Origin of the sequence: Sphingobacterium gobiense, assembly GCF_002980575.1 — a bacterium.
GTDB lineage: Bacteria > Bacteroidota > Bacteroidia > Sphingobacteriales > Sphingobacteriaceae > Sphingobacterium > Sphingobacterium gobiense.
This window is the reverse complement of sequence record NZ_PVBS01000006.1, coordinates 19,677-33,895: the sequence shown is the minus strand read 5'-3', so window position 1 is coordinate 33,895 and position 14,219 is coordinate 19,677. Positions and strand designations below refer to the sequence as shown.

Sequence of the window (14,219 nt, the reverse complement as noted above, 5' to 3'; positions counted from 1 at the left end):
AGACGGGCAAACAGGAATTTACATCACTTTCTTTGCCATATAATCACTTTCATTACTCAAGCGATCAACAGCTTTCACGGCAACGGTTTTCAGCGATTTTCCATTTTTGATCTTCGGGAAACTTTTCTCTGTCTGTTGTCCATCCAATATCTCATATTCCCATACATCTCCATATTGCGCATAGACAACCCACTGGAAAACTTCATTGGGCTGTTTGTGAAGCCACTTAGCAAATATACTGCTGGTTTCTTTTGTCAGCAATAAGCTTGGCGTTAATAAGGGGTTAGCGTTTAGCCACGGCGATCGCGGAATTAGCGCTTGTTTGTTATAGGGCCCAGATCTCACCGCCTGCACCATGGTAGGACTATTCGTCAATCCGGCGATACTCCAATGTATAGCGCCCACACTGTTAGGGATCAGTTTCCGAGTCTCTTCGATCTGTTTAACAATTTCTTGTGTTCGGTTTGGTGTCCTTACGGCAACAGTATTCAATCCTGGCCAAAGATGCCGCTTATGTGTGTTCTCCGATTCCCACCATCGTAAAAGCGCTGTAAAACTTTGTCGAGGAGGGTCAATAGGCCAGTATAATTGTGGCGCAAAATAATCTATCCATCCTTTATTCAACCACAGTTTGGCGTCTGCATACAGTTCATCATATTGAGAAGAGCCTGTTACCCCTGCAGGATAGCCGGGCTTCCATATTCCAAATGGACTCAAACCAAACTTCACGAAATTCTTTTCAGCTTTTATTTCCTTGTATACACGTTCTATAAAACGGTTTACGTTATCCCGGCGCCAATCCGCCCGAGACAGTGTTCCTCCCGATCTACGATAGGCGTTCCAGGAAGTGTCATCGGGAAAATCTGCTCCACCATTATAACTCGCATACGGATAAAAATAGTCATCAAAATGTACGCCATCAATATCATATCGCTTTACAATATCCAACACTACGCGGGCAGCGTGGTCTTGGGTTTTCGGATTTGCCGGATCAAACCAGTACATGCCATTTTTTAGCCGGACGACCATATCCGACGCTTTACGCACCATAGATTCGCTGGTTACTGCTCCACCCGTGGAATGATGCGCTCGGTAAGGATTCAACCATACATGAAGTTCCAATCCACGTTTATGCGCTTCCTCTACCCAAAAAGTCAACGGATCATAGTAGGGGTTGGGACGTTTGCCGATTTCCCCCGTCAGAAAATAAGACCATGGTTCATGTGGACTATCATACAACGCATCCGCAGATGGTCTAACTTGAAAAACCACCGCATTAAAATTGTTCTCCTTTAACAAATCCAATAGCTGTCTTGCTTCACGTTTTTGTGCTTCGGTGGAGTAATTTCCTTTTGTTGGCCAATTTATATTGGCGACTGTCGCAATCCATGCTCCTCTAAACTCGCGATCGACGTTTGGCAAATCAACACGCAAAGGAACTTCTACTACAGGCTTTTTTTCTTCAACGACAGGCTTTTCTATCGGAACAGCTTTTGCTTCTGCAGTCTTAGCAGCTGCTTCCTCTTTTTCCGCAGCCTTTGCCTCTTCACTTTCCGCTACGACAACCTCTACCGCCGGCGATTTCAATTCCTTCGCGGCTCTTTTATTCTTGCGGGAAGCACAAGAAAATAATATGGTAGACAAAATCAATGCGATTATTGCTGTATTTTTTATCGGTCTCCAGTTCATAGGATACAAAACTAATGTTTTTATACATATGTAAATGTTAAATCAACTTGTTCACCTTTGCAATACACGGAATGAATATTAAAATCAGTATCAAATACCAAAACGTTTGCCCATGCCCCTGCATCAAGATTACCTATATCGGATCGCCCGATTAAATTCGCCGGATAGCATGTCGCCATACGAATGGCCTCTTCTAATGGTATGTCAACGTGCTGTACACAATTTCGTATGGCACCGAGTAAGGAGAGGGCAGATCCGCTAAGTGTCCCATCGGGCAAGGTATAATGATCGCCATGGAGAACGTGGCGATAAATTCCCTTATCACATGCTGCCACGGCATCTGTAATCAAAAACAAACGTCTACCTATCAACGCTTTAGCGATTTTAACGGCTTGAAAATCTACATGTATGCCGTCTACGATAATCGACGCCAAAACTTCGGAATGCCGAAAGACCGCTCCGGGGAGACCGATGTCGCGATGATGGAAGGGCGACATCGCGTTCCAGAGATGGGTTGCCGCTTTTATACTATTGTTAAAGCCCTGCATCCCCTGCTCAAAGCTGGCCGCGCTATGTCCTGCGCTAAGCAATATTGATCGCTCCAAAAGGAAGTCTATACTTTCCGTATCAAATTGTTCTGGCGCTATTGTCATCATGATAACAGCGCCCTTATCGGAATCTAGCAAGTCCGCTATTAACGCGACAGACGGCGATACGATGAGTTCCGCAGGATGCGCACCTCTTTTTAGCGGATTGAGGAATGGGCCTTCTAAATGCAACCCTAAAGCGGATAGAGGTTGATAGCTATTAAATACGCGTATCGCCTCTTTAAACATCTCCATGGTATTCGTTGCCAAAGTCAACACGAATGAAGTACATCCTTGCGCAAGCAGCTGGCGCTCAATCCGAGCAATACTCTCCGTTGTCAATTCGGCTGAAAAAAGATCATCACCGGCGCCATATATCTGCAAATCAACAAGGCCCGGACAGATATTTGCCCCCTTGACATCGATTCGCTCCGCTTCTGCAGAAACGGATGATACAGGGCATATTCCAACAATCTTTTCTCCTTGCATAACCAAGGCATGATCCGAAAAATCATGATCTCCGTTGAAAATATGCCCGTTCACCAATGCAATTTCCTTGTTTTCTATTTGCATATCTTTTGTATTAAGTTGTTGAAGATGTAAACTTACACAAAGTTTAAAACGGATTAATATGCCTACTTTTGATTTTCTAGATTTTCCATTGTAAATTAGCCCTGTTATGCAGCTAAAAGAGACAAAACCACAACTTTCTAAATCCTCCCGATTTAACAGGAAAGCTATGTACATCATGAATATCATTGCTATTTCGGTTTTTATTTTGGCCATTATCTATAAAATGTTTTTTTCAAAATAACGTACCATGTCACAAAAACAAATACTCAATACGGAGAATGCTCCTGCAGCTATCGGCCCTTACAACCAAGCTATTAAAGCCGGAGATACCTTATATGTCTCGGGACAAATTCCTTTGATTCCCGAAACGATGGAATTAATCAATAGTAGTGTAGCAGATGAGACCCATCAGGTGTTGAAAAATGTGCAAGCCATCTTGACGCATGCTGGGTATACGTTAAACGACGTCGTAAAAGCTAGCATTTTCATTTCTAATATGGATGATTTCGCTATCATCAACGAGGTATATGCACAGTATTTCACGGATAACCAGCCTGCACGTGAAACCGTAGCCGTGAAGACACTTCCTAAAAATGTGAACGTAGAAATATCCGTTATCGCCTGGAAAGCTTAGCGCGTGGAACAACAAACCGAAAAAACGGAAAGTCGCAAGAAGTATTTTCTTGCGGCTTTTTTGGCTCCCTTGATATGGGGGTTCATGACCATTTCGGTACATTAAATAGTTTATAAACAAGTGGGGGTGAAGCTCTCTATAATCAAACTTCAGAACTTCACTAATTTGTCACACATTGTAGCAATCTTTATTGTCTCCGCGTTTAGTTTATAGCGTTAACAATTAACTAAAAACAATATAAATGATGAAAAGGACCTTACTCTTTGTAGCACTATCCATCCTATTCTTCGCCTGCGAAAAAGAAGAGAAAACTGCAGGAGAATGGTCTAAGTTGGCAGAAGAAAAGCGACAGGACATCGAACGTCTGATTGCCAGCACTACTTGTCATGACATTAGTGAATGGTCTGTCTTCACACATGGCGACCCGTATGGCTGCGCCCCAACACATTTTCCTATGCATCCTTCGATAAAAGATGAATTTGATAGACTATGGGCCGACTATCTCTATTTCAACCGAGAACACACCAATGCAATGATAAAAGAAGGGGTGATCATCGAACCCTGTTGGGATGAAGGATGGTTTCATCACGCCCCCATCCGGTTAGCATGCCGAGACAATAAAGCTTCTTTGGTTTATATCCATGACCTAGAGATAGAGGAAAGTAAGGAACAAATAGCGGAAATTTACCCGCATATCGAGGCTTATCTTGCTGAGTTGACTTGCGAAAACAATGAAGGTTGGACATATACCGTGCTGTATAACAACGATTGTAGTCTTTCGTACATTCCGGTTAAGCGAACAAACGAACGTTCTGCCATAAGAACCGATATTGAGTTCTACAATGCCCATCGCGCCAATATTGTCAATAAGGAAAAACTGGATTGCAGTGATCGTTCTTATGAATATCCAGATGGGATTATCTGTGAAGACGGTAAACCCGTAGTGAAAACAAAAACATATTAGGCTTATCTCCGCAACAATCAGTTACGACACAAAAATTGGTTTAATTTATTAACGAACAACACAAAACGTAGCATTTTGTATAAAATGTACGTTCTTTTTATATGTGACAAACTAAATGTGTATATGCCATGAAAAGATCTTTAATGTTATTGATGACGCTCGGAATTGTACTAGCATGTGAAAAGTCTGAAACCGGCAATCAAGACGCTGACCGAGAAAGACTGGCCGAAATGCGACAGGAAATAGTAGACCTGATAAATGCAGTACCTTGTGAAAACGCGGAAGATTGGCGCCCTGAAGCTTTGGGAAGCAAAGCCTGCGGTGGTCCGCAGGAATATGTTCCGTATCCGGAGGCCGCTGACCAATCGGGCGAATTGCTTGATTTAATTAAAGAATACACGCAATTTGAAGCTGAATACAATAAAAAATATGGTGTTATTTCCGACTGTATGTACGTGACATCACCTACAGGCGTCCGTTGTGTAGACGGTAAGCCAGCGTTTTTCCATGCAGAGACGACCCCACCAGTGGTTACTGAATAAATAATATTTCGTAAATTAGCCACCTTAGTAATGGCTAATTTATCTACAATAACTCCGATAGAATACCTAAAAGGTGTAGGTCCGCAAAAAGCGGATGTGCTTAAAAAAGAGTTACAGGTTTTTACTATTGGTGATTTGCTATCCTACTACCCCTTTCGGTATATCGATCGCACGCAGTTTCACAAAATCCGCCAATTGCATCCCGATATGATCGGTGCACAGGTTTTGGGACGTCTTATCTCGATGCAGGAGGTTGGAGAAAAAAGAGCGAGAAGGCTGGTCGGCCAGTTCCGAGATGATACGGGCACTATCGAACTCGTGTGGTTTCAAAGCATCACCTGGCTTAAAAAAAGTTTGAAAGTAGGATCGGCCTATATCATTTATGGCAAACCCTCCGAATTTAACGGGCAAATTTCCATTACACATCCGGAGATGGAGCTGTTCAATACACAAGAAAAGAAGATTGGCAACTTAACTATGCAGCCCGTGTATTCGTCCACGGAAAAACTCAAAAAATTTAATCTTGATACCCGAGGGATACAACGGCTACAACAAGCAGCTTTAGAAACGGTTTTTAACACACTGCAAGAACCCCTCCCTTCCTATTTGTTGGAACAGCATCAATTGATGGATTATGCCAAGGCGATACTTTCCATCCATTTCCCTCAGAATACGCAAGACTTAAACGCCGCCATTCGTCGATTGAAATTTGAAGAATTATTTTTTATCCAGCTTCGGTTGCTACGCAATAAGCAGTTAAACACCCAAAAATATAGGGGCCATCTGTTTGACAAAGTAGGCGATAAATTCAACACCTTTTTTAACGAGCATCTTCCTTTCCCGTTGACTAACGCTCAAAAACGTGTTATTAAAGAAATCCGTTTAGATACCAATACAGGAGCACAAATGAACCGTCTGGTACAGGGGGATGTAGGGTCGGGTAAAACAGTTGTCGCATTAATGTCTATGCTGATAGCTATCGACAACGGCTATCAGGCGTGTATGATGGCACCGACCGAGATACTCGCACAACAGCATTTCGCTGGAATCCATGCATTGCTCGGTGACGAGCTTTGTACGGTTAAGTTGTTAACGGGCTCCACGCCCATCCGGGAGAGACGACTGATACATCAACAGTTGGAAGATGGAACATTGGACATCCTCATCGGAACACACGCGCTTATTGAGGATAAGGTCAAGTTTAAAAATATCGGCTTCGTGGTGATTGACGAACAACACCGCTTTGGCGTAGAACAACGGGCAAAACTATGGCGTAAGAATGTTATCCCGCCGCACATGCTGGTGATGACCGCAACACCTATCCCTCGGACACTCGCCATGACCATGTATGGCGATCTGGACATTTCTGTTATCGATGAGCTCCCCGCGGGTCGTAAACCTATAAAAACCGTCCATTTCTACGAGAATCAACGCCTACGGGTTTTCGGGTTTATGCGAGAGGAGATTGCCAAAGGAAGACAGATTTATGTCGTGTATCCGTTAATCAAGGAAAGTGAAAAGATGGATCTGCTATATCTCGAGGCAGGTTTGGAGAACCTGCAACGCGAGTTTCCTTTGCCACAGTACAAAATCAGTATTGTGCATGGTAAGATGCCCGTCAAGGACAAGGATTTTGAAATGCAGCGTTTTGTAAAAGGCGAAACACAAATTATGGTTGCTACGACCGTTATTGAGGTCGGTGTCAATGTGCCTAATGCCTCCGTGATGATCATTGAAAACGCAGAACGTTTCGGGTTATCACAGCTACATCAGCTTCGCGGACGTGTAGGTCGAGGCGCCGAGCAATCTTTCTGTATCTTGTTGACAACGCATAAGCTGAGCAAAGAGGGGAAGACGAGGTTGGAGACGATGGTACGCACTTCAGATGGTTTTGAAATAGCAGAAGTCGATTTACAGCTCCGTGGACCCGGCGACATTTCCGGCACCCAACAGTCCGGAGTGCTTGAAATGAAAATTGCGAATCTTGCCTCCGATCAAGCTATCCTTATAAAGGCGCGTAATAGCGTTATCGAGATATTCAAAGAAGACCCATCACTTTCCTCAGATAAAAACATGCCGTTGGCGCACTATCTTAATCAGCGATCGCCCGGTATTTCGTGGGATAAGATTTCTTGATAAATTATTGGTCTTCTTCGCTAACAAGTTGTAGATGACCATATAACTTGTTGAGAACCTCACATGGATCCGCATCGATTGCTTTTGCAATAAGATATAATTCTTCCGCCCTCAAATGTGACGAGGTATTTAATGAAAGTTCATTTATACGGGCTTTACTCAGCCCCGTCCGCCTGGCTACCATCGATTTATTTACGGATCGCTTTGCTAAAAATTCTCCTAACGCTGTCATGATATCTATCAAATGGTTTGCTTAAAACTACTGAACGTATAGAAAAAATGTACAAATAATTTTATTATTGAAAGTTAATTCATACATTTGTATAGATAAACTATACGTTCAGTAATTTTTATAAATCAAATTATGGCAATAGATAAACAGCTTTTAGTAGAACGGCTGATCCAACGGATAGATTTGGATCGGATTTTTCTTTTCTCTTACTCCTTTTTAGGCAAGGAGCAACAGCACTTAATTTTAGTCATGAAATCAGAAGATGGTGTTTCTCCGAAGGTGATGAAACCCGTCATTGAGCTTTGCCTTATCGATATGGAGGGGTTATCTTTTGAACTGATCCCGTTTGGTGAATGGCGCAACAAAGTTCGTCATGGGGGACTTTACTATGCCTACGCTTCACTGCCGCAGCATGAAATATTCCGCTCCCCCCGTAAAGCCACAAAATCGCTTTCTACTAGCGAGATTGGTGGTGTTATTGAATTGGCTGATCAATGGCAAATAAAGATGAAACAAGGAGGAGAGGAGTTTCGGGAAGGGGCATTGAAGTTCGCTGAGCATGGCGATTATTTGAAAGCTACCTTTATGGTGCATCAGAGCCTAGAATTTTTTCTGCGCTTGCCACAGGCTATGATACAGGGTAAAGCAAATAATCAACACAATTTGGAGAATAGGATGCGGGCGATCAGCACGCATATACCGGCATTCAAAACTGTTTTGTTGAGCGAAGCTTTTATGAGTATAGAAACCTTTCGTCTGCTTGATAAGGGCTATCACGCCGTGAAGCAAAATAGGGACTTGGAGATAACTGCTTTCGATGCTTCTTACCTGTTTGATAAGTGTTGTGAAATCTCGAAAGCAATAGAGGTCCTCTATCAGTTCTTTTTGGATGCGTTGAAGGCCGAGCAGCAGGCACGCTTGGAACAGGTAGAACAGCAGGCACAGCTAGCAGCGGAAAAGAAAAACGTAAAATCGGTTATTGCAGATGCAGGTGGCTCGACACACATAAGATGCGAGGACTTTTCAGGATTTCCCTGGCTGCAACAATACAAGGATGATGTCCATGCATTGTTGGATAAGATTCGTGGCAACCACAACCCCGAACAGATCAGCTTGTTGAATTACCATACCGGTGGCTTTGCGTGGAGCAGTCCATTCCGCTTGGAGGGCGGTGAGGAGCGAGCAGGTGTAAAGGTAGAGCTTTATCTGGTCGTCCTGATGAAGAATACAGGGCCTTTTACTTTTAAAACCATGCAGGTGGGCGTAGCGAGTGCGATGGTGGTCTTCCTGGATCTCAAGTATGCGGAAAAAGGCTTGGCTGAAGGAAACAGATTTATACAAATGGTATGGACGAAGGGGCACGTCCTTCGGAGGAAATCGACTTTTGATCCAGCTTTTGCATTAGGGGATATCGATTGGCAGCAGGAATGGGAACGCACGGATCAGCTATGGAAAAGAGGGAAAACAGTCCTAGATAATGTAGTCAGTACGGCTAAAGATGCACAACCTCTTTTTATGGACACTGGCCTTTTGATGTTACGTAATATATTGGAAATCGGTGTACACAGCTTTCTGCGAGTAGCCGTGGGGTATATACCGAAAACGAAGAATCTTGACGAGCTGCTGGATTGGACACGCGTGGTCGGCGGACAGGTAGTGGACTACTTGTTGGATGAAAGCGGGCTTCGAGGCCAAATGCTACACCTCATGCTTCATCCCAAAACGCTGTGGTGGAATCCGGATATACTGGATACTTTGGAAGAAATAACACCAGACTTCTGTCGTTTACAGACAGAGAAATTGGCTGATCTGTTTGATCGGCTTTGCTGTGGTGCTATAGAAAAAATTAAAAAGCAAGCTATCAGCGTAACCGAGCGTGATTCCCTATTACCTGCAGCAGTGGAAGCTGCACAGGATAATAGTTAAAAAAAGCTATTCAAATAAAAGTCCGCAGGATGCCGTATTCTCGCGGTACCTGGTACGGTATTCCTGTTGGACTTTATTTTATAAACTGAACAAACAGAAAGCTACCCGCTGGGCAGATCCTTTGGAGCCCAAGGTGCCCACGCGGGTATGCTTTTAAAAACCGAAGAAATGGAAAACAAAGACTTGATGACCTCTGAACCGGAGGCAAAAGCTACGGCTTTGCCTAAACGGAAAGCTGACGAACCCTATTTGATCCCATGGGAGGATGGAGAACCGTTTAAATGTTCCAAGGAGTACGTGCATCAATTTTACAAAGGACGAAAAAATGTGAAGGACTCGGTATTCTCTGGGAAATTCGATGATTTTTACTCCTTTGATGAGTACAGTATCTCCGTTCGAGAAAAAGGCGATGAAAAATACACATTGTATCTTTCGTTGACCAATGAATACTTGTCCATTCGCTGTAGCTGTGCAAAGCAGGCCGAAGCATTGTGTGAACATGCAGCCATGGTGCTTTACGATAAGATACCGTCTCACAAATCTTTTTATTTTAAAGGTTTGCATCGTGAAGATCTGCTATCGCTACCACAGAAGTTTCGTTCGATGCAGAGCATTCATCTGGAAGCAAGTTGGAATACACTGGAATTACAGTTGCAGAATAATTCAACTTTTGGGCGTCTCTACAACTTTAGTATAACCGATGGATACGATGAGGACGCATGGTCATATTGCCCCTTGCCTTATCGCAACATGCATTTTCCCGCTTCAAAATTCGAAGACGTAGAATTCTTGGTTATCACGGAGGGCTTATACTGTGGTCTTCCTTATGTTTTGCCCTACATGGAAAAAAACAAACAAGGTCGTAATCTGTCAAAAAGCTATCTATTTTATGAAGGAGAAGAGCCGGAGGTATTGTCTCCCCAGGACCTATTTAAAGAAAGGATCTGCAAAAACATATTGGAGATTGCCAATAATGACGACTATCAAATAGACGGCATACCGCTAGAAGGGAGTTCCAATCGTCATGACGATAGCAAGGCGTTGGGGATATTGCGGGAATGGCGTACGCTTATCTCGTCACTAAAAGACAAAGAAACATTGTGCTTTACCGAACTTTGGGGATATACATACAGCCCTTACCGGGCAAAACTAAAAAATGTATATCGCAAAAAGGATATACCTGTGTCCTTGGGAAATGGAGAGGTAAAATTGCTCATCGGCGTGGAAGACAATCCTTCATATCTCCGTTTAACATTCACCCTTTTCTATCAAGAGAAACGTATAGAAACCTCTCAGTTTTTATCTGAAAACCATTGCTTCTTTATGATGGCCGAGGAGAACCGTGTTGTTTTCGTAGATGATCTTGATCTAGAAAAAGTCATCCGGGAGGCACGAAAGTCAAATTTCATCCTTACCGTCTTAGGTTCTGATCGAGAAAAATTTTTGGAGGAATGCCTCATGCCCATTTCCCAACGGTATGCGATGCAAGTTGTGTTTAAAGGGAAAAGAGCAAATCCTATCGTGCAGGCAAAAAAGCCGAAGCGAATCGTTGACATTGATGTTACGGATGAGACGCTTACGGTTCGAGCCCGTGTTTGCTATGATCGTTTTGCACAACACCCTTTGGCTCCACATGCCAATATGTTGGTAAGGACGAACGAGGATGGGCAGTATGTCTATGCAAAACGCCATGTCGAAGATGAACGAGCTTTTTATGGTTTTCTACAGCAGCAGCACAAAGCTTGGACAGAACAAAACCATGAAAGTATGTTCACGCTGGAAATGAGCAAGATTGATCGTACGCAATGGTTATCACAGTTTTGTGAACAGTGCAGGCAAGAAGGCATCGAATTGCGGATGGATAATATACAGCGGGGATCCTCCCATTATCCGCACACTTTGCACTGGGAAGTGAGAAATGTAAATTTTCAGGAGAATAAATGTAAGATTTTATTTGCACCTAAATTCCAAAATAAAACTATCCCTTTATCCGAATTTGAAAATATGATCACGAAAACGGCTGCGGTATATGATTTAGGAGATAATCAATATGGCGTTATTCGCTCCTGTGATATTGGCCTTTTTAAGCCCCTCTTTTTAAGTGCGGAGATTGAGGGCGATTTTTTAATCCTTAATTCGCTGCAGATGATCTCTTTGCATACGATGTTAGAAAGAATTGATCCCAAGATTATTAATGACAGTATCCGTGAGCGTCGGGAGCGGCTGGCTAAATTAGAAGAAATTCCACAGTTAGTAATACCTTCGTCAGTTCAGTCAACTTTGCGACCTTATCAGCAGGCTGGATTCAGTTGGATGGCTTTTCTCAATGAATTCCAATGGGGTGGTTTGTTGGCTGATGATATGGGCTTGGGTAAGACATTACAGGTAATCACCCTTTTGGAGTATTTTTATCAAACAGATCCAATTGCTTCTCCATCATTGGTGGTCGTGCCCAATTCCCTCCTGTTCAATTGGCAACGTGAATATCAAAAGTTTGTACCTACACGAGAAGTCGCTATTTACTATGGTGCAAATCGTCAAGATATGACGAATTTTGATACAGGTGTTATTGTCTTAACTACGTATGGGACGCTTTTGTCCGATAGCGATTTCTTTGCCGAAAAATCCTTTTCTTATTTAATCATGGATGAATCCCAGAATGTAAAGAATCGTAATTCGAAGCGTTTTGAGAGTTTAACACGGGTCAAGGCACAATACAGGATCGCCATGACGGGTACGCCGATTGAAAATGGTATTCAGGATATCTATGCACAGATGAGTTTGGTTAATCCCGGTTTTTTTGGAAATTACAGGGCTTTTAATAAACTGTATAAAGGTGTCACGGATGCAGACACGACAAAGGAGACGCTTGGTAGCCTCCAAAAGGTCATCCAGCCATTTATCTTGCGACGTACAAAAAAACAGGTAGCTTTGGATTTACCTGAAAAAACAGAAAGCACCCTATATATGGATATGCTGCCTGCGCAACATAAGGTGTATGAGAAATACCGAAAGTTCTTTCAGGGAGAAGTACAGCGTAGCTTGGAAAGTGAAGACGCCGGAAAATCAAAGTTTCTGGCTATCGAGGCCTTGATCAAACTGAGACAAATCTGTAATTCTCCGAGTTTACTAAAAGGGGAGTCGTTTGATAAAAAAGCAGTCAAGTTGGATTATATCGATGAAATTTTGGACAATGTAACACCGGATCATAAGGTATTATTGTTTTCATCTTTTACCGGCATGTTGCAATTGGCCGCGGAACGTATCAAAGAGCAGGGAATAGAATTCGCCTATCTTGACGGCAAAATGTCGCAGGATAAAAGGCAAAATGCGGTACAGACTTTTCAGGAAAGGGAAAACTGTCGGATTTTTCTGATCAGTCTTAAAGCGGGTGGCACAGGGCTCAACCTTACTGCGGCGGATTATGTGTATATCCTTGATCCGTGGTGGAATCCGGCTGCAGAAGCTCAAGCCATCGACCGTTGCTACCGTATTGGTCAGGATAAACATGTCAATGCCTACAAGTTGGTCTGTAGAGATAGTGTGGAAGAAAAGATCTTGGCCTTGCAAGAACAGAAAAAGGAACTGGCAGATGGCCTGATATTAGACGAAGTCAATATTATGAAATCCTTGCGTAAGGAGGAGTTGTTAAAACTGTTTGAATAAAACCGATAGACAAAATCACAACGCTCCTCTCTTATATATCTCATTTAATACTAAGGGTAATTTGACAAGAAACTCCCGAATAACGATGTAATCGTGGTCTAAAGGGAGTTCTTTCATATTATCTTCGGTATAATCCCGACGTTGAAGAAGATCGTCCAGCACAGCAAGCCATTCTTTGCGTGACTTGAACCCATAGAAGGCACACAAGGACTTTGCAGGAAAAGCGCTACTGTTTTCTATTTCAGCGTCAAATACTTCTTGACAATTAAATTGAAATATATCCGCTTTAGGCATAGGTCTTAGCTTGTATTTTCTCAAAATAACAAACCCGACTTCAATCATCTGGGCAAGGTGATTATATATAAATCCATATTCAAACGTGGTACTTGTACGCATGGGCGGGTAAAGCGAACTATTGATCAGATAATTGAAATTATTCGACCAATTCAATCCCCATTCGTGGACGATTTCTTTGAGAAAGCGATCGGGATTCTTGACATATTCTTTGTCTAAATAGCGGAAATGTTTAGCTTTTAATTTCTTTTGTGTATTTTTCATCTCGTTAATTTGTTTTTTATTGGTGATGAAGCTATCAGATTTATTCATCCCCGTGTTTGGCTTGAATAAATCATGATGGTTTCATCTCGTTAATTTGTTTTTTTTGGTAATTCAGTTTACAAAAGGGTTTTAGATATTTTTATATACTCAACGATTCAAATATAAGATAATAAAATATCTTGCTAAAATTTTTAGATAAAAAAATGTCAAACATCAAAGAGCGGGTATTGCAAATAGCAGATAGTAAGAAAATCAGCAAGACCGATTTCTTCAAGGGCCTAGGGCTTTCTTACGCTAATTTTAAAGGGATGCAAAAGAATACGGGGCTAAATTCGGACACAGTGGTTACTATTCTATCTAGATACCCAGACATAAATCCTGCTTGGTTAATTATTGGAGAAGGCACGATGTATCGCAAGGAAAGCTCCGTAGCCCGAGATGAAGGAGAATTATACGAAGAACCGGTTATAGTCAACGAAATCGAGCATACGCTCATCGATGCGCTTAAGCTCGTAATATCATCGCAAGAGAAAACGATAATTTCGCTGGAAAAACAGATTTCGATTTTGGAGAAAGAAGTGCAGAAACCCAAGGAAAAATAAGGTAACCAATATAGCAAAGGACGTTTCAAACGGAGCGTTAAGTATACAATTTCCTAGAAGACAAATTGACATTACGTTAGAACAAAAACCATTATCTTTGTAAGCTTGTT

The 14,219-nt window shown here is 42.4% G+C and carries 11 protein-coding genes; 7 read left to right on the top strand and 4 right to left on the bottom strand.

Annotated elements, in window-relative coordinates; all coding sequences use genetic code 11:
- Positions 1-18: 18 nt before the first annotated feature.
- Complete coding sequence (locus tag C5749_RS18925) at positions 19-1,689, bottom strand: glycoside hydrolase family 10-like protein (protein WP_105727792.1); 1,671 nt, start codon at positions 1,687-1,689, stop codon at positions 19-21.
- A 20-nt stretch (positions 1,690-1,709) separates the two neighbouring features.
- Positions 1,710-2,849 carry an N-acetylglucosamine-6-phosphate deacetylase gene (nagA, locus tag C5749_RS18920; RefSeq protein WP_105727832.1) on the bottom strand — a complete coding sequence of 380 codons (1,140 nt, stop codon included), beginning with the start codon at positions 2,847-2,849 and terminating at the stop codon, positions 1,710-1,712.
- Between the two features lie 247 nt (positions 2,850-3,096).
- Here nagA and C5749_RS18915 point away from each other — a divergent pair, with 247 nt between their 5' ends.
- From C5749_RS18915 to recG, 4 genes are all read left to right on the top strand, one after another.
- Positions 3,097-3,483, top strand: coding sequence for a RidA family protein (locus tag C5749_RS18915; RefSeq protein ID WP_105727791.1), 387 nt, complete (start codon positions 3,097-3,099; stop codon positions 3,481-3,483).
- Between the two features lie 241 nt (positions 3,484-3,724).
- The gene (locus C5749_RS18910) at positions 3,725-4,447 is read left to right on the top strand and encodes a hypothetical protein (protein ID WP_105727790.1); all 723 of its coding nucleotides are present in this window, start codon (positions 3,725-3,727) and stop codon (positions 4,445-4,447) included.
- A gap of 128 nt (positions 4,448-4,575) precedes the next feature.
- Entirely contained in the window at positions 4,576-4,989 is a 414-nt protein-coding gene (locus C5749_RS18905) for a hypothetical protein (protein WP_105727789.1), read from the top strand.
- Positions 4,990-5,019: 30 nt separating this feature from the next.
- Positions 5,020-7,125, top strand: a complete 2,106-nt coding sequence (gene recG, locus C5749_RS18900) for an ATP-dependent DNA helicase RecG (RefSeq protein WP_105727788.1) — start codon at positions 5,020-5,022, stop codon at positions 7,123-7,125.
- A 4-nt stretch (positions 7,126-7,129) separates the two neighbouring features.
- On the opposite strand, the gene C5749_RS18895 is transcribed toward recG, so the two are convergent.
- On the bottom strand, positions 7,130-7,357 hold the full coding sequence (locus C5749_RS18895) for a helix-turn-helix domain-containing protein (RefSeq protein ID WP_105727787.1): 228 nt from the start codon (positions 7,355-7,357) through the stop codon (positions 7,130-7,132).
- Between the two features lie 132 nt (positions 7,358-7,489).
- On the opposite strand from C5749_RS18895, the gene C5749_RS18890 reads away from it, so the two are divergent.
- Together C5749_RS18890 and C5749_RS18885 are read left to right on the top strand one after the other, a co-directional pair.
- A complete protein-coding gene (locus C5749_RS18890) occupies positions 7,490-9,283 on the top strand; it encodes a HEPN domain-containing protein (RefSeq protein ID WP_105727786.1) in 1,794 nt (597 codons plus the stop codon).
- 168 nt (positions 9,284-9,451) lie between these two features.
- Positions 9,452-12,949 carry a DEAD/DEAH box helicase gene (locus tag C5749_RS18885; protein ID WP_181151531.1) on the top strand — a complete coding sequence of 1,166 codons (3,498 nt, stop codon included), beginning with the start codon at positions 9,452-9,454 and terminating at the stop codon, positions 12,947-12,949.
- A 15-nt stretch (positions 12,950-12,964) separates the two neighbouring features.
- Here C5749_RS18885 and C5749_RS18880 read toward each other — a convergent pair whose 3' ends face one another.
- The gene (locus C5749_RS18880; RefSeq protein WP_105727784.1) at positions 12,965-13,555 is read right to left on the bottom strand and encodes a hypothetical protein; all 591 of its coding nucleotides are present in this window, start codon (positions 13,553-13,555) and stop codon (positions 12,965-12,967) included.
- Between the two features lie 155 nt (positions 13,556-13,710).
- Between C5749_RS18880 and C5749_RS18875 the strand changes: the two genes are divergently transcribed.
- Entirely contained in the window at positions 13,711-14,109 is a 399-nt protein-coding gene (locus C5749_RS18875; RefSeq protein WP_105727783.1) for a hypothetical protein, read from the top strand.
- Positions 14,110-14,219 lie beyond the last annotated feature (110 nt).